The sequence below is a fragment of the Rhodophyticola sp. genome (assembly GCF_965284195.1).
Taxonomy (GTDB): Bacteria; Pseudomonadota; Alphaproteobacteria; order Rhodobacterales; family Rhodobacteraceae; genus Rhodophyticola.
The window spans coordinates 12,668-27,550 of sequence record NZ_CBDIRM010000002.1; the positions used below are offsets into that span (position 1 = coordinate 12,668).

Annotated in this window: 10 protein-coding genes and 9 pseudogenes; 2 read left to right on the forward strand and 17 right to left on the reverse strand. The window is 62.0% G+C overall.

Features of this window, described 5'->3' with window-relative positions; genetic code table 11:
• Positions 1-7 precede the first annotated feature (7 nt).
• The 15 genes and pseudogenes from ACQ651_RS20260 to ACQ651_RS20330 form a co-directional block, all read right to left on the reverse strand.
• Positions 8-700: a type IV secretion system protein gene (locus ACQ651_RS20260; protein ID WP_430450372.1), complete on the reverse strand. Its 693-nt coding sequence runs from the start codon at positions 698-700 to the stop codon at positions 8-10.
• A gap of 130 nt (positions 701-830) precedes the next feature.
• Positions 831-1,127: a hypothetical protein gene (locus ACQ651_RS20265; RefSeq protein WP_430450373.1), complete on the reverse strand. Its 297-nt coding sequence runs from the start codon at positions 1,125-1,127 to the stop codon at positions 831-833.
• Positions 1,124-1,318 (reverse strand): hypothetical protein, encoded by a 195-nt coding sequence (locus ACQ651_RS20270; RefSeq protein WP_430450374.1) that lies wholly within the window; start codon positions 1,316-1,318, stop codon positions 1,124-1,126. Before ACQ651_RS20270 ends, ACQ651_RS20265 begins: the two co-directional genes overlap by 4 nt.
• Positions 1,315-2,303, reverse strand: a pseudogene (locus ACQ651_RS20275) (ATPase, T2SS/T4P/T4SS family). Before ACQ651_RS20275 ends, ACQ651_RS20270 begins: the two are co-directional and overlap by 4 nt.
• A 4-nt stretch (positions 2,304-2,307) precedes the next feature.
• Positions 2,308-3,689: pseudogene (locus ACQ651_RS20280) on the reverse strand (TrbI/VirB10 family protein).
• Positions 3,686-4,387, reverse strand: a complete 702-nt coding sequence (locus ACQ651_RS20285; protein WP_430450375.1) for a TrbG/VirB9 family P-type conjugative transfer protein — start codon at positions 4,385-4,387, stop codon at positions 3,686-3,688. Before ACQ651_RS20285 ends, ACQ651_RS20280 begins: the two are co-directional and overlap by 4 nt.
• Positions 4,384-5,032: pseudogene (locus tag ACQ651_RS20290) on the reverse strand (virB8 family protein). The gene ACQ651_RS20285 and the pseudogene ACQ651_RS20290 overlap by 4 nt, the downstream one beginning before the upstream one ends.
• A 24-nt stretch (positions 5,033-5,056) precedes the next feature.
• Positions 5,057-5,796: pseudogene (locus ACQ651_RS20295) on the reverse strand (type IV secretion system protein); the annotation flags it as partial.
• A 77-nt stretch (positions 5,797-5,873) separates the two neighbouring features.
• Positions 5,874-7,012: pseudogene (locus ACQ651_RS20300) on the reverse strand (lytic transglycosylase domain-containing protein).
• Between the two features lie 11 nt (positions 7,013-7,023).
• Positions 7,024-7,200, reverse strand: a complete 177-nt coding sequence (locus ACQ651_RS20305) for a hypothetical protein (protein WP_430450376.1) — start codon at positions 7,198-7,200, stop codon at positions 7,024-7,026.
• A pseudogene (locus tag ACQ651_RS20310) lies at positions 7,197-9,576 on the reverse strand (type IV secretion system protein B4). Before ACQ651_RS20310 ends, ACQ651_RS20305 begins: the two are co-directional and overlap by 4 nt.
• Complete coding sequence (locus tag ACQ651_RS20315) at positions 9,566-9,844, reverse strand: type IV secretion system protein VirB3 (protein ID WP_008327373.1); 279 nt, start codon at positions 9,842-9,844, stop codon at positions 9,566-9,568. Before ACQ651_RS20315 ends, ACQ651_RS20310 begins: the two are co-directional and overlap by 11 nt.
• A 7-nt stretch (positions 9,845-9,851) precedes the next feature.
• The gene (locus ACQ651_RS20320) at positions 9,852-10,142 is read right to left on the reverse strand and encodes a TrbC/VirB2 family protein (protein ID WP_430450377.1); all 291 of its coding nucleotides are present in this window, start codon (positions 10,140-10,142) and stop codon (positions 9,852-9,854) included.
• Positions 10,139-10,759 (reverse strand): lytic transglycosylase domain-containing protein, encoded by a 621-nt coding sequence (locus tag ACQ651_RS20325; RefSeq protein ID WP_430450378.1) that lies wholly within the window; start codon positions 10,757-10,759, stop codon positions 10,139-10,141. Before ACQ651_RS20325 ends, ACQ651_RS20320 begins: the two co-directional genes overlap by 4 nt.
• 44 nt (positions 10,760-10,803) lie before the next feature.
• Positions 10,804-11,174: pseudogene (locus ACQ651_RS20330) on the reverse strand (hypothetical protein).
• A 206-nt stretch (positions 11,175-11,380) separates the two neighbouring features.
• Between ACQ651_RS20330 and ACQ651_RS20335 the strand changes: the two are divergent.
• Together ACQ651_RS20335 and ACQ651_RS20340 are read left to right on the forward strand one after the other, a co-directional pair.
• Positions 11,381-11,643 (forward strand): annotated as a pseudogene (locus ACQ651_RS20335) (hypothetical protein).
• Between the two features lie 562 nt (positions 11,644-12,205).
• Positions 12,206-12,439, forward strand: a complete 234-nt coding sequence (locus ACQ651_RS20340) for a hypothetical protein (RefSeq protein WP_430450379.1) — start codon at positions 12,206-12,208, stop codon at positions 12,437-12,439.
• Positions 12,440-12,600: 161 nt separating this feature from the next.
• On the opposite strand, the pseudogene ACQ651_RS20345 reads toward ACQ651_RS20340, so the two are convergent.
• A pseudogene (locus ACQ651_RS20345) lies at positions 12,601-13,354 on the reverse strand (hypothetical protein).
• Positions 13,355-13,909: 555 nt separating this feature from the next.
• On the reverse strand, positions 13,910-14,701 hold the full coding sequence (locus ACQ651_RS20350; protein WP_430450380.1) for a hypothetical protein: 792 nt from the start codon (positions 14,699-14,701) through the stop codon (positions 13,910-13,912).
• Between the last annotated feature and the right edge of the window lie 182 nt (positions 14,702-14,883).

Below are 14,883 nucleotides of genomic sequence, written 5' to 3' on the forward strand. Positions count from 1 at the left end.
TTCCGGATCACCCAACTCGCCGATGAGGGCCGAGGAGACGCCGGTGATGGTCGCGAAGACCCCTGCAATCGACGATTGGGTAGAGCGCGAAAGAGATGAGCGCGGATAGCCAGCGCGCGAAATAATCTTTGGTGACCTCGAAGAGGGTCAGGAAGATCATGACTGGGGCAATCCCGATCAGAAGCGCGATCATCAGGCGAGAGGCCACCAGGATGAAGGCGGCCAGCCCGCCGAGGATCGAAAGCAGGAGGACGCCAACGATGTCCAGCATGGCGCCGGCCATCCAGTTCAGCTCAGACCCGGCAGCGTTCAGGTAGTCGCCAAGTTCCACGATCAGGCGGTCGAATTCTTCGGCGAAGGTGCCCGAGGGACCCGGGCTGCCGCCGCCGACCGAGGCCACCAGCGCGCCCGCGATACTGTCGATCCCGTAGAGAATGGCAGACGAGAACGCGTTGAACTGCATCCAGTTGGTCGCGAATATCCCGATCAGGCCCGATCTTGACCGCAAGCCAGAAGGCCGTTCGTGCCCGTCCATGGCCCGGTATTGGTAGATCATGTTCAGGAATACGAGGATCACCACCAGTGTTGTTCCCAGCACCAGAAGCGTGCCGACTGTTGTCGCGACTGATCCGAACTGGGTTTCGGCAGCGGTGTCGAGATAGGCTTGGGAGGTTTCAACGAAGTAGGTGACGACACTCATCGCGGGGTTGCCCTACCAATTGTCTGCGGCGTCGCAGATGGCCTTGGCCGCAAGGCGGACCTCATTGGCGCGACGGTTGTGGCCGTTCGAGGCTTGCAGCATCTCCCATCTTTCGTCGTTCGCGTGCCTCTCACGAAACACGGTCTCGGCCGCGTCCCAAGACGGGAACCGGATCTCGCAGGTCGCAGCTGCCGGTCTCGACGATGCGCTCAAGGTTCTGGGCGCGGTAGATGTCCTGGACCAGCACGCGTTGATAGGCTTGGCGCGGGGGGATTTCTTGCATCCAGACGGGTTCCGCTGGTCTGTCCGGACAGACATCGAAGTTGCGCTCGAGTGTCGGCACCAGGTTGCGCTCGGCGAAAGCTGGCGCGGCTGTCAGGCCCAGGGCCAGCGCGGTCAGGGCAAGGGGACACCTAGTCTGCCTCATGCCGTGGCTCCAATGGTTGTCGTTTCGCGTTTCAGAAAGACCGTGAGCCCGATATTGGCGAATTCCGAGGAGCTGATCGACACCACCTCCCACCCGTCTGCGCCCTTCTCGTTCAGGCCGGTCCGCATGTCGGCAAGGCTGGTCTTGCGGGTCATGGGAAAGGACAGGATGTCGTATTCAAAGGTTTTCATGGGGAAGTTCCAATTTCAGTTGCGCCCGGGAGGTAGAATTCGGTGATGCCGCGTTTGCCGTCATGACGACCGGCCTGGATGATCACATCGATGGAGTTCTCGATGTACTGGATCATGTCGGCATAGGTCATCGGGATCTCGGTCTTGAGGGCCGCGATGGCGAGACGCTGCACGGCGAGTTGCGGGGTTTCGGCATGCAGCGTGGTCAGGGAGCCGCCATGGCCGGTGTTGATGGCTTCCAGAAAGGTCATGGCCTCCTTGCCGCGGACTTCGCCGAGGATGATCCGGTCGGGGCGCATGCGCAGCGTTGCGGTGAGCAGCACATCGGCGGTCTGGAATTCTGCGTCGCGGTTGGCGATGAGGGTCACGGCATTTGGCTGGGTCGGCAGAAGCTCGGCCGCTTCTTCGATGGTGACGATCCGTTCCTCGGTCGGGAACGTAGGAGAGGATCTTGCGCGCCGCGACGGTCTTGCCGGTCGAGGTGCCGCCGGAGACGATCATGTTGAGCTTGTTCTCGACGCAGAAGGCCAGCGCATCATCGATCACACCTGCGGCCACCACGGCGCGCAAGGCGCGCTTCTTTTCCACGCGCAGTTCTTCGAGTTTGCGTTCCTTTCCGTAGAGGAAATCGAGCGCAATGCCCTCGAGCGGCAGGCTTGAGAAGAACCGCAGGCTGATCGACATGGCCGAGAGCACGGCGGGCGGGGTGATGACCTGTGCGCGGATCGGGCGACCTGCGATAGGTGATCGAGACCGAGACGATGGGGCGGTCCTTGCTCATCGTGGTATTTGCAGAGGAGGCGATCTGGTTGCCGAGGTCCCTGACCTGAACTCCGGTCAGCGTTTGATCCATCGCGCGCATGAAATGATCGCCCTGGAACTCGCCCCAACAGGTCCCGTCGGGATTGATGCAGATCTCGATGACATCGTCGCGGGCGGCGGCGTCGATCCGGTCGAGCGAGGTCTCGAGATAGCTCAGCGACATCGGTTCAGAATATCTCCAGATCGCGGTCGACCATGACGGTGACGCGCGCGCCCTGGTCGACATAGATGACCGGGCCGATAGAGAGGTAATCGCCAATGACGCTGTCCGTGGCATCGGCCAGATCATCGCCTACGTCTTCGAGAACGTCGGCGGTAGCTTCGTCCTGGACATCAGAGGCGGCGGCACCAGGTGCTGCGGAAATCAGCGAGATCAGGGCTGCGGACCCGAAACGCTCGGCGAAGCGTGTGTCCACGAAACCGCTGACACCGGAGCGACCCAGTTCATCGCCCCCGAAGGAGCTGATCTGGACGGTCTGGCCCGCGGGCAGGATGATCCGGTCCCAGGCGATGGTGACGCGGCGCTGCGCGATATCGACAGCCGGCGCGGTAGCGTCCAATGAGACGGGAGCCTCGGGGGATCAATAGGCGCGCGCCATCGACGCTGTAGACATCCTCGGAGACCACGGCGCGGGTCTGGCCGGGCAGTGAGCTGTCGAGGGCGGTTTCCATGACAGCCTGGATCATGGTGCCCTGGATGATGGTGTTCGAGGGATTGGCGATCACCTCGGCTTGCGTCACCGTCGAGGGCAGCGCGCCGTTCAGCACGAAATCTGTCACCTCGCCGAAGGTGCGTTCGGTCAGAGCCGTTTCATTCGCACTGGACGTGCCGCCGAAGGCGATGGTCGGCGAGCGCGATGCGCGCGTCCTGGAAAGCGCGTTCCTCGGCAGCGCGGCGTTCCAGCTCGGCCATGCGCCGGGCTTCTTCCTCGCGGCGCAGTCGCTCTTCTTCGCGCGAGCGCAGCTCATCCTCCGTGGGGCCCGTTGGGGCGGGTTGCGGGCGGCTGGCCTCGAGTTGGGCCAGTTCCAGATCCATGCGCAACTGCTCAAGGCTTCGATCCCGCGCCGCCAGTTCGTCCTGGAATCGTTGCTGTGCGGCTTCCGAGGCGGCCTGTAGTGCCGCGATCTGGGCTGTCAGCGCATCGATGGCTTCTGCGGCGGCGGTATCTTCCTCGACGACCGGTTCTGGGGCGTTGCGCAACTCCTCGATCTGGGCCTGCAGGGCGGTGATCTGCGCCAGAAGCTTGGCGTTGGGCTCGACCGGATCGGGTGCGACGAACACAACCTCGGGCTCGGGCGTTGGCAAGGTCTCGATGGCGCCAAAGCCGTCACCCTCGCTTTGGAATACATCCGGTGTGGCCGTGGGCAGGACTTCCTCTTCCTCGGGCTGTGAGAGGAGATAAAGCAGTGCACCGCCCGCGCCGATGACGAGGACCACGACCAGGGCGAGAAGGAGTGACCGGCGCTGCGGTGCAGTGGGGGCGCGGGCACTGTCTTTCTCAAGGGTGGCGAGGCGTTTTTCCAGCTCAGTGTTCTCGGTGTCGCTCATGAGGCGGCCTCCGCGGACGGGATCGCCTCGATGCAGACCACCTCTTCGCCCAGTCGCAGGACCCATTGGCGGTTCACGCCAGTGACGCGGATCACGCCGTCCTCTGGGGTTTGCGTGTTGACCGTGCGTTCACGGCCGCTCGCGTAGCGGAAGATTGCGGGCACGGGCGCGTTTCTTGGAAACGCGAAATACGTGAAAGTCCCATCATCCCAGATGCGGGTTGGCGTGAACTCGGTGCGTGCGCTGGCACCGTAATTGTAGTTGGGAGCTTGGGCCGCGATGGCCCGGGTTGGGCGGGCAGTGTCGTCCGGGTAGCGAAACTGCACCACGTAGAAGGTGGGGCTGCGGACCTCCTGGACGTTGAAATAATAGCTGCGCCGATTGGTGTAGACGGTCACGTTGGTATGAACGTCGCGCGCGACGGGCTTGATGGCGAAGGCCTGGCCGCCCGGGACGCCATCGATCTCGAAGCCCTCGGTGTCGCCCGCAATGATCGAACGGATGCTTTCACCCTCACCGAATTCGACGGTGGTGACATGGGTGAGCGAGACGCTGAGGCGGTAGACTTGGGCCTCCTGGTAGGTGGCCAGCCGCACGCGGTTATCATGCGGGCCCCCACGCGGGATGGCTTCGGCGAAAGCGAGGCCCGGCAGGAGGGCAAGCCAGAGAAGGAGCAGGCTGAAACGAGACACGGTCAATTCTCCAATCTGTCGGAGCGGATGGAATATTCGAGCACGGTGAAGCCGAAGGGGTTGGTCCAGACCTCGTCGATGGAGCGACGGGTCTCGGGGCGGAACTCGAAGAGAAGCGTGGCGGTGAAGAGTCCGGTCTGGGTGCCGCCCAGTGGATGTCAGACGCTTGCGCAGGCGCACGGTGGCACGGTTCGTGCCAATCCGGTTGATACTGAGGATTTCCACATCGAGCCGCGCGTTCGGCCCGTAGACTGTGGGTGGGTAGTTCTCATTGGCACTGTTCCAGATCTGGCGCAGCCCGCTTTCGGCGGCCCCGTGCGAGCGGCGCAGCACGCTGCGGATACGCAGATCGTTGTCGAGCTGGTTGTAGACCTCCCGGTCGGTCACGTAGCGGAAGACTTCCGCCTCGATGATCGCCTGGTTGGCGGTGACGGAGGTTGCGCCCACCGAGGCCTCGGGGAGCGCAAAGCCGGTGGCAGGATCATAGGGGACAACGACGGGGGGTGGGTCGACATCTAGGATCGCAACCGTCGCCGCACCCAAGCATCCGAGGATGCCGAAGATGAGCCCTATCAGCCCAAGGCGCTGCCAGAGCCGTTCGCGGCGCAGCGCGCCGTAGACCAGTTCCTCCTCGATGATGGCGGTGTTCACTCGCCACCCGTCATGCCCCCGCGATCACTCGGCCCGCAGGTCCGGCAAGGTGAAATCCATGAATCGCTGCTCTTCGGCAATGGTGGCGGCATCGATCACGCCGCCAGTGCCGTCGCCGACGGTCTGTACGGCTTCGAGCTGCCACATGGCGACAAGCGCAATGGCGAGCTCCGCCGTCACGCGCGTGTTGAGATCGATGCTTTCCTTGAGTTCGTCCATGTCGTCGATCAGCCCGACCAGCCGATCGACGCGTTCAAGGGATTGCCCGGCATCCTCGTAGCTGTTCTGGGCGGCGGCCGAGACCAGCGCGCCGGTCGTGGCCTGCGTGGCCACGCGGTTCGGCCCCGGGATTGCCGCTGGTGGCCATTTCCGAGAGCGTGTCTTCATCGAAGCCGAGATCGGCCAGCACCCGGTCCATCTGGGTTTCGATCTCGCCTGGCGCCGGAGCCGGACAGGCCGGAGAAGTCCCCTGTCTTGATGGCCTCGATGGTGGCGAGGATGTCGCCGAATTCCTGGTCGAGAAGGCCGTTCAACTCGTCTTCCATTTCCGTGCGGATGATTTCGGGGAGCTCGGCAAGGCGGGTGAGCGCCTCGTAGGTGCGCTGCAACTCGGCAAGTTGATCCGTGAGTGTGGCAAGCTGTTCGCGGAGCTGCGTCAGCTGCTCGTTTTGCAGGATCTCGTCCTCGATCATCTGCCGCAGCTGCTGGATGTTTTGCGCGATGTTCTGGGTATCGACGACGGGCACGCCCTGTGCCGCGGCAGGGGGTCATGGGCGCTGATACTGCAGGCCAATGCCCGAGCACCATGGCTAAGGCCCGTGTTCAAGAGCGGCAGGTCTCATCAGTCAATCTCCCTGATCGTGAACTCCATGAAGGCGCCTTCGGCCATGCGGGCGCTGGCCTGGGCCAGATCTTCGGCGGAGAGCAGCTGGGTACGGGCGGCCTGAAGCCGGATGCGGGCAGCCACGAGGCGCACGAGTTCGGCGCGGGCATAGGTGTTGAGCGCGACGCTCTCCTGCACATCCTCGGTTTCGGAAATCCGCGTGACGATGTCGGAAATGCGCAGCGCGGCCTGGCGGATCGCGGCGGGTGAGTTGCTGCCATAAAAGGCCGCCCCATGACCTGTGAGTGAGAGATTGGCATTGGCCAGACAACACCGGGTCGATCGTGCCGAGCGCGTCGATCCCGCCGATGCGGCTCAGGTAGAGGTTGTAGCGCTCCGGGATGACCTGACACGTAATGCTGGGTCTCGCGGAAGGGCGGCACGCCGCCATACTCAAACACCCGGCCCGGTCCGGCGTTATAGGCGGCGAGCGCGTTGATGATATTGCCATCGAAAGTGTCTGAACTGGGCCGCCAGATAGCGCGCGCCGCCATGTACCTGCAGGTAAGGGCTGTCATAGTATTCCGGGTTGATGCCCAGATCGCTGGCGGTGCCCGGCATGATCTGGGTGAGACCATAGGCGCCGACGGGAGACCGTGCACCGATCGTAAACCGGCTTTCCTGCCAGATCAGCGCTTGCAGCAGCGCGCGCCATTGGACGGGTGAGAGACCTGCGCGGGCCAACACCGGCAAAGCCGCTGGTTTCCTGAGCCACGCGTATGATGAGCTGCTCGATAGTCTCGGAGGCGTCCCCGAACATCTGCGCGCCGCCGGGGTTGGGGTCGATCTCGGCCGTGCCATAGACCGCTTCCGCCGATCGGTCTGGATCACCGTTGCCGCTCTCCAGCCCCGAGACCATGGCCGGTAAGCCCTGACCGCCAAAGCTTGTCTGCGCATCAAGGATGCGTTGCAGGGTCTCCAGCTGTTCGCGTTCAATCTTGGCGATGAGTTCGCGTACGGCAAGCTTGTCCGCCTGCAGGGCCAAGTCTGCCTCGCGATCGCCGGTCTCGATGGTATCGCGCGCGGTCAGCCCGCTGTCATTGGTCGGCACGCCTTGAGACGGCGGCCAGACCGGGCAGCAGGCAAAGCGCCAGTATATGGGAGCAGCCTAGACGTCAATGCCGCCCTCCGGCGTGCTGAGCGGCGCAAAGTGGCAGTCCAGGGCCGCCGCACCCGTCGCGCCTGTCGAGGCGAGAAAGGAAAAGCAGTTGGCCTGCGGTTCGCGATACTGCGCACAAGAGGCGAGCAGGCCGAGTGCGGCCACTGACAAGAGAATACGGATCATGAAAGCCTCCAGAAGTCTGGGCGGTCGCGGTAATCGGCGCCGACGAGGGCCTCGCCTTTCTCCATGCCGCCAAGGATGGTGAGATTGGGACCGAGGGCGCTCAAATCGGCATCGACGACGATTGAGCCCTGATCGTCGCGGATCAGCGCCAACCGGCTGTTGCTGCCCGTGTTGAGAAGGACATCGAGTTCCTTCTCTGTCAGGTTCAGCATGGCGTAATCCGCAGGTTGCGCGCGGATGTTGGGCAGCAGGATCTGCGTCGGCACGGCCTCGACGATGGTCTTGCCGGTCCGGGTGCGCTCGAGCTGGCTTGCATATTGCGTCATCATCACCGCGACGGTGTTCTGCTTGCGCGCGGTCACCAGCCAGTTCGACAGCCGCTCGGCGAAATACGCGTTGTCGAGCGCCTTCCAGGCCTCGTCGATCACGATGATGGTGGGGCGGCGATCCTCGATCTCGCGCTCGACCCGGCGGAAAAGATAGGAAAGGACGGCCATCCGCTCCTTGTCAGCCTCGCTGTCGAGAATGCCGGTGAGATCGAAGCCCACCACATCGCCTTCGAGCGAGAACGTGTCCTCGAGGCTCTGCCCGAAGATCCAGCCATAGCGGCCGTCTTCGGTCCACTCGAGCAGGCGCTGGTGCAGATCGCCACCATCATCGGTGGACACGAACAGCGACGCGAAATCCCGCCAGTTCCGCAGGGCCGGGTTTGTGGCCTGTGCGTTCTGGCGCACAACTTCCTGGATGCGATTGGTCTGCGCAGGTGCCAGGGGCTTGTCGGCGCGATAGAGTAGGGTTCCGAGCCAATCCGAAAGCCATGCCGCCCCGCGCGCATCGGTCTCGGTCCAGAGCGGGTTGAGGCCCGTGGGTTGGCCGGCTTTCAGCGACGCGTAGCGCCCGCCATTGGCACGCACCGCCATTTCCATACCGGATCGGTAGTCGAAGACGAAGATCCGCGCCCCTGCGCGACGGGCTTGGGTCATGAGAAAGGCCGACAAGCACCGATTTGCCCGACCCGGGCCGTCCCATGATCAGCGTGTGCCCGCTGGTGGGTTCTTTCTCGGGCGAGCCTTGCTCGTGATAGGAAAACCGGTAGGCGCTCTGCTCGGGTGTAGGCAAATATGTGATGACCCGGCCCCAGGGCGTTTGCTCAGACGGTTTGCCGAGCTGCGTCCGGTGGAAGGCCGCAAAATCCGCGAAGTTGCGGTTGGTGACGGCGCTGGCGCGGACGCGCTTGGGCTGATTGCCGGGGTGCTGGCTGAGGTAATGCGCCTTGGCCGCGACCCGCTCGCCGATCATTTTCACGCCTTCGGCTGCGGCAGCGTTGACGATCTCGGCGCTGAGGGTCTGCAGCTCTTCGAGCGTGTCGCAGAAGAGCGTCACGACCATGTGGTGCTCGCCAAAGCTCTGGCGCTTGGCCTCGAGATCATCGGCGGCGATGTCGAGGGCGTCCATGAGCGAGAGGGCCGCGTCCTGGCTGGCCTGCATCTGGCGCTTTTGCCGCTTGATGCGGCCCGCCATGAGGTTCGAGTTGATCGGGGTGAAGGAATGCGTGACGATCATGTCGACCGGCAGGTTCAGCATGTCGAACATGGTGCAGGAGGTGCCTTCCGAGTATTCCCCGATGGTGAAACTCTTGCCGTAGCGATGTCCCACGACGCCTTCGGAGAGCTCGAAATGATCGCCCTGAAACGTCACGCGGGTATTGGCGACGTTGACGGACAAAAAGCCGTAGGTGTTGGCAGGCGTAGAGCGGCAGCTCCCGGCCCGTGTTCAGTGCGCCCAGAAAGCCCACCAACTCGCCGGACTGCAGCCGACAGCAGGCGCGGATTGAGCTCTGCGAGGCCGGACAGGAAGACGTTCACGGCCTCGCCCAGGCGCTGCAGGCGTTTGCGGGTCTCCTCCCTGAGTCTGTCCGGAGCGCTGCGGCCGAGGTGCGGCAGGAGGCTCTTCGGGGGCGGGCGGTGAATGACGGTGAGGGTCAGCGTCTTGTCGCGGAGCCCGCTGGTCTCGAGTTTCGCGCGCCAGAGCCGGTCGACCTCGCCTGCGAAGCTGTCCTCAAGAATGGGGTCGAGATCACGGTGTGATGGCTTTGGAGACCTTGTGGACGTAATAGCTGAATTCCGGCCCGAGCTGCGCGACGATGCGGGCAAAAAGCGCCGTCACCTTGTCGAGATAGGCATCGTCGGTCGTGTAGCTGTTGATCCCCTCGAGCCGGATGCAGCGGAAGAGCTCGTTCACCCGGGTGCGCACGGTCTGGTCGTCAACGAGGCTCACATAGGGCAGCATATGCGCGAGGCGGGTCTCGCGCGCATACCAGTCCGGCGTCATGGTGCGGGGATCGAGCGCTCGATCCAGGGCATCATCACGGGGCATAGCTGTCCCCGCCATGGATGGATCTGTTGCGCGTGGGCGGTGTCTCCTGCAGCGCGGTCATCATCACGTCGATGAAACGCGGGTCCCAATCCGCGGCCTTCCAGAGCACCGGATAGAGCAGGGCGGCGACACCCAGCACCGCGATGTGCTGCACCCAGACGAACAAGAGCACCGAGCCGAAGAGCCAGACCATCGCGTACATGATGGGCAGGCCCAGAAGCTTGGGCGGGCGCACGAGGCCCAGAAAGAGCGGCGAGCGTTCAGCCACGGCAAACTCAGGCGCCAAAGACCGCGGCAACGATGGTCGGGGCTGCGGCGACACCGGCGATGCCGACCAGGACCCAGAGCGCCTGGCGCAGATCGATGATGTTGAAGAACCAGCTGAGGAAGACGCCGAGAACCGCGAGTGTGGCGATGACGACCCCGAGCGGCCCGGTCAGCGCATCGACAATGCCCTGCAACAGGCTCTGGATCGGGGAGAGGTCGATGCTCTGGGCGAGCGCAGGCTCCGCCACAAACAGGAAGAGCGTCAGGCTGGCCAAGAATACAGATGATATGTGTTTCATGAATTTGATCCTTCCAATCGGGCGACCACAGCCATGACGCGGGCCACGTGGTTCTGGGTTTCTCGGTAAGGGGGAATGCCACCGTGTTGGCGCACGGCGTCGGGCCCGGCGTTGTAGGCCGCCAGCGCCAGGCGCGGATCGCCGAAGGTTTCCAGCATCATCGCGAGGTAGCGGGCGGACCCGTCGAGGTTCTGCAGCGGGTCATTCGGGTCGACGCCGAGGTCACGAGCTGTTGCGGGCATCAGCTGACCAAGGCCAATGGCACCCGCGCTGGAGACCGCATCCTGCCGGTAGGCGCTCTCCACCTCGATATTGGCCCGGTAAAGGGTCAGCCAATCCCTCACGGAGAGCTCTGCGCGGCGCAAACCGGGATGGCCGGCATAGCGCAGGGCGGTTGCCTCGATGCCCAAGAGAACGTCTGCGCGGGGCAGGGGTGCTGGCTGGGCGAGTGCCGCAAACCTCAGCGCGTCAGGTTCGGAAGCTGCTTCAGTCTCGCCAAGAATGGCCAAACCATCGGACGCCGATCCCTGACCAATGCCGTCATTGTAGTTCCGGGCAAAGCCGCTCTGGGAGCGGGACGGGGTCAGAGAGCCGTCGCTATCCATGACCAGGACCATCTGTGCAGAGGCTGGCGCGGCGACCAGCCAGAGACAGACGAGAGTTAGTTGCCAGCGCCCTTGTCTGATGGGGCTTTGTCTGGCGGGGCGAGTTTATGCGTACGGCTTGCTGCCCGCCTCAAGCGGCAGGTCGACATGCGCAGAAGCCAAGGCCAATGAAGAAAGACACCACGCCGGAGATCGTCTTGAACTCGCGGATCTTGATATCGTTGTAGGTCGTCCGCGTGCGGGCGGTGACCAGGAGCTTTTCCACGCCGTCGTCAGAGACAACGCGCATGACCCAGACCCCGTAATAGCTGGGGCCTTTCTTATGTGCCGACTCCTGGCACAGGATTTCTGCGCTATAGCCGCTTTCCACGAGCTCGCGGAACCTGGCTTCCGTAACCACATTTGGTGCTTCGATGTCCCAGTTCATGGCCCGGCTCACGCTTTCTCCAATGGCGCAACCCCGGGCATTCCCACTTGAAGCCCAGAGTTACGATAGTATATTATCGACCGCAAGATGTAATATGCAGATGCTTTAGCTGTAGTCTTGGTTACACAAACACTAGTCACGGCCAGTGTCCGTCGATCAAGGAGATAACGGGCTTGAGAAACCCAAGGTTGACAAGTCTCCTCCCATTGCAAACCGTCGCCATTCTCGTCGTGTATCCCGGGGCCGGGTTTTGCGGCGGCCTGCCTCGCGCCGCCCCGTCCCTTCCTGCCAAGCGATTCGCAAGCGGCCCGTGATTATGCCGGACATCATCCGGCGCGATTTCGAAGACTACATTCGAGATATCCAAAGCTACTTCCGTTGCCTCGACGGTGAGCGTGCCCGGGCGTTCGATGAAGCGCGGGACGTCAGCGAGGACTACGGGCGGTTCCTGCAGCTGGTGGGGGATTGATGGGTCACGTCGGGATGCATCAGACTTGCAGCCCATGGAAACCAGACGCCGATAACACCCTCAAATATCTACTTTTTAGATAACGGATTTCATCCGCTAGCGACGTCACAAAAGGTATGTGACGCGTGGCAAATACAATCAGAGCAAATGGACAGGTGGCGCTCGTGCCAGTGCGTTGGTCGATGCACGTCAGAATGCGGGTCTCAGCCAGCAGCAGATTGGCGGACGAAGCTCAGACGCCACCAGTCGCTTGTGGCACGTCTCGAAAGCGGTCGAGCGTCGGATCGACGTCGTCGAGCTGGCGTTCTGGCGAGGGCCTATCGGCTTTGACCCGTGCGAGGTCCTGGCGATCGTCGAAGCCGCCACGGAGCCCGACCACAGGATTTGAAGCCATTAAATTGATTGAGAACACGGGAGCTGCATTCACCCGGTGCTGAAGGTCGTTACCTCACGAGGACCAGCAGTAACCGATATTAACGAGGCCCGGCATGCGGTTGCAGCAAACGCTTTGCATATCCGACGCCGCCATCCGCAACGCCAAATTGCAGGAAGTCAGTAAACAGTGAACGAAGATGAGGTCGAAGGCGTCGCGATCGCCAATCTGATCGGGACGGATGAGAGCAGTGTTGTCGGGTGGGTGTATCGCTGGAATACGGGCGCGCTGGCGGTGATGTGGGACGTCAATGGCCCCCAGCGGGTTGCACGATGTCAACCTGATCTCAGTGATACCGAGAAGCGTGAAATCGACTTTGACGGTTTGGCTCACATTGTGGCGAAGGACAGCGGAAAAGATTAACCTTGGCGCATTTTCAATTGAACGAGTGAAATGTCTGCCAGCACACCGGTGCAGTCATCCCATTGATATTGTAACATAAATATGAGTATCAGTGTCTGATCCAGTTGGTGTGGACTGGTCCAGCATGCAGGCGTCGCCGCATCACAGCTGATGAAGGTGGGTCAGTAATTCACCTGTTCGAACCCATAGTTACCCGCGTAGTCGCGCCACTCCACGAATACCGATCGATGAGAGATGCTTGGGCAGCCTTGCCCCCAACGTTCGAGGCCAGCATGTGCCTCAGGTAGAGCAGACACGGCGGATGGCTGCCAGAAAAAGTCGCCTTGGGTTCCATAGCCGCCCAAGAAGACCGTCGCGATCCGGCTGCATTCGCCATCCCGTTCATATATGTACTGCCGGGCATATCGCACGTCGAAGACTCGAATGGAGCGGACGAAATTGAACTCCGGCCCACTGATGTCGATGTCGGCGCGGTCTTCTACGAGATGGAGGGCGTAATCAGCCCGCACGAGGTTGCCCCAGGCAGCGTCGGTGCCTTTAAGTCCGAGCATGCCGCCTGCCCTAGAGGCCTGGTCGAAGAGCGGGGCAGAAGAGTTTGATGGGGCCCCAGCACCGCCGAACAAGGCATCAAAGATCCGATCCGTCGGGCGCGACCTGCCAGGCCCATCGTAAGACGCACCCATCGGGCAGCGCCAAATCTGAAGCGGCGGCTCCACCGGCCAGGGCGTTATGCGGCGGATGAACTCGGCGCGCGCGCGCGCAAGGCTCGGAAGACGGCCACCCACCGGACAGACAAAGCAGGATGGCGCAGTCAATCGGATAGGTTTGGGCGGGTACTTGCGTCGGAATTGTTGGCCCGACCAAGGTAAGAGCCAAAAAGGCTGCCTTCAGGAGGTTTGTGAATTGGAGATGCATGGCAAAGACCCTGGGCAATCATTACCCAGCATGCATACATAAATATACTATTGCAACATATATAATACGCATGACGGTCTCGCTGGCGAGCAAGATCGCAAGGTGACGGCGTCGGTTGACGCTAGCGATCAAGCCGTGCCGAGCCGTCTCGGCACGCAGGATGAAGCACAATCAGATCAGCACTTGACCAAGGCGATCAGAGAACCTTGACGGACGAGCCCCCCAGAAGCGAACAAGGACTTTGACACCCTCGACTCTATCACTCTTCCCAAGACCCCGAGCGAGAACAGGGGCCTCAAGAATCTTCGGAAGCAGATCGAGCGCACGCTCGGCATTATCAAGCTCGGCGATGGAGTGATCCTCACGCTGCTGACCTTGCGCTGGCCGTGGGCTTGAGTGCACAGTGTGCACAAGTCAATCAGGTTGCCTCCATAGCCCATCAGGCTCCTCGGCGCAGTGCCACTCCTCGCGCTTTTATCCGCTGTGATGGACCAAATCGAAAGAGGAACTGTCGGCAGCCATCTGCGGGTTTGCGCTTCTGTTTCCAGACGCATTTCAAACCGGGCTCTTCAGAACTCCAGTGCCCACCGGTCCGCACGCTCGATCCGGCGGTAGACATGATGGACAAAGCGCGGGTCGTTGGTTCTGTAATAGCCCCCGAACCAGTAGGACGATACGAACTCTCCCTCGACGGCCAGGCAATTCGACAACCCCTCGAGCTTGAAATTCGCCGTTTCGAAAATCGCCCTGATCCCTGAAGGTCAGCGACACGGCTTTCAGTATATCTATCTGTTTGGCCGCCTGTTTCTCGGTCAGGCTGGCGTATCGCCCGGTCCGGGTCTTCAATTCCTTCCAGACCGTCTCGTCGATCACGAAGGTCACGACAGCCGATGTCCGGGCGGCCACTTCGAGGACAATCTGGAGATTTGACGCATATCCTTCGTTGACCGGCTGTCCTTGCCGTTCGGCGCGCCACACGTCCTCGGTCTTGAAAAGATCGGGGATGGTGACAGGCAGCAGGAACACCTTCTTGCCATTGGCATGCACCAGCGCCCACAAGGGATGCTTGTCCTTTTCGTCCATCGCGCCGGCGACATATGACCCGGAAACCGATGGAAAGCTGATGTGCTCCTGACCTGCATCGTCTGACCAGGATTTCAGGGCGTCGGCCAGGGGCGTTCTGGCTGTGGGGGATCTGCGGAATTCGGACGCATCCGAGAAAAGCTGCGAGATCTGACGGTCAAGCAGATGGGAAACCACCTCGACCGTCTTGGGCTCGACGCTTGGCAGTCTCGAAAACTCCTTGAGAAAGTCATTCTGCTGCAACAGTGCGTCGCCCACGGTCATATCCAGCAGATCATGCTCCAGAATGGCCTTGCGCAGTTGAAAGGTCTCGTGATCCTGCGAAAGCAAGTCACGCATGCTGGCCGACAGATTTGTGTTGCTCTCCATTGGCCGGGCTCCATTTCGCAAGACTAGGAACCATGCGTCGGTTCGTCATTGGATTTCAGAAGTGATGCGGTGTCACG

Coding starts and splice junctions, on each gene's coding strand:
- ACQ651_RS20260 (WP_430450372.1), bottom strand. CDS start 700: ATGAGTGTCGTCACCTACTTCGTTGAAACCTCCCAAGCCTATCTCGAC.
- ACQ651_RS20265 (WP_430450373.1), bottom strand. CDS start 1,127: ATGAGGCAGACTAGGTGTCCCCTTGCCCTGACCGCGCTGGCCCTGGGC.
- ACQ651_RS20270 (WP_430450374.1), bottom strand. CDS start 1,318: ATGAAAACCTTTGAATACGACATCCTGTCCTTTCCCATGACCCGCAAG.
- ACQ651_RS20305 (WP_430450376.1), bottom strand. CDS start 7,200: ATGATCCGTATTCTCTTGTCAGTGGCCGCACTCGGCCTGCTCGCCTCT.
- ACQ651_RS20320 (WP_430450377.1), bottom strand. CDS start 10,142: ATGAAACACATATCATCTGTATTCTTGGCCAGCCTGACGCTCTTCCTG.
- ACQ651_RS20325 (WP_430450378.1), bottom strand. CDS start 10,759: ATGGTCCTGGTCATGGATAGCGACGGCTCTCTGACCCCGTCCCGCTCC.
- ACQ651_RS20350 (WP_430450380.1), bottom strand. CDS start 14,701: ATGACCGTGGGCGACGCACTGTTGCAGCAGAATGACTTTCTCAAGGAG.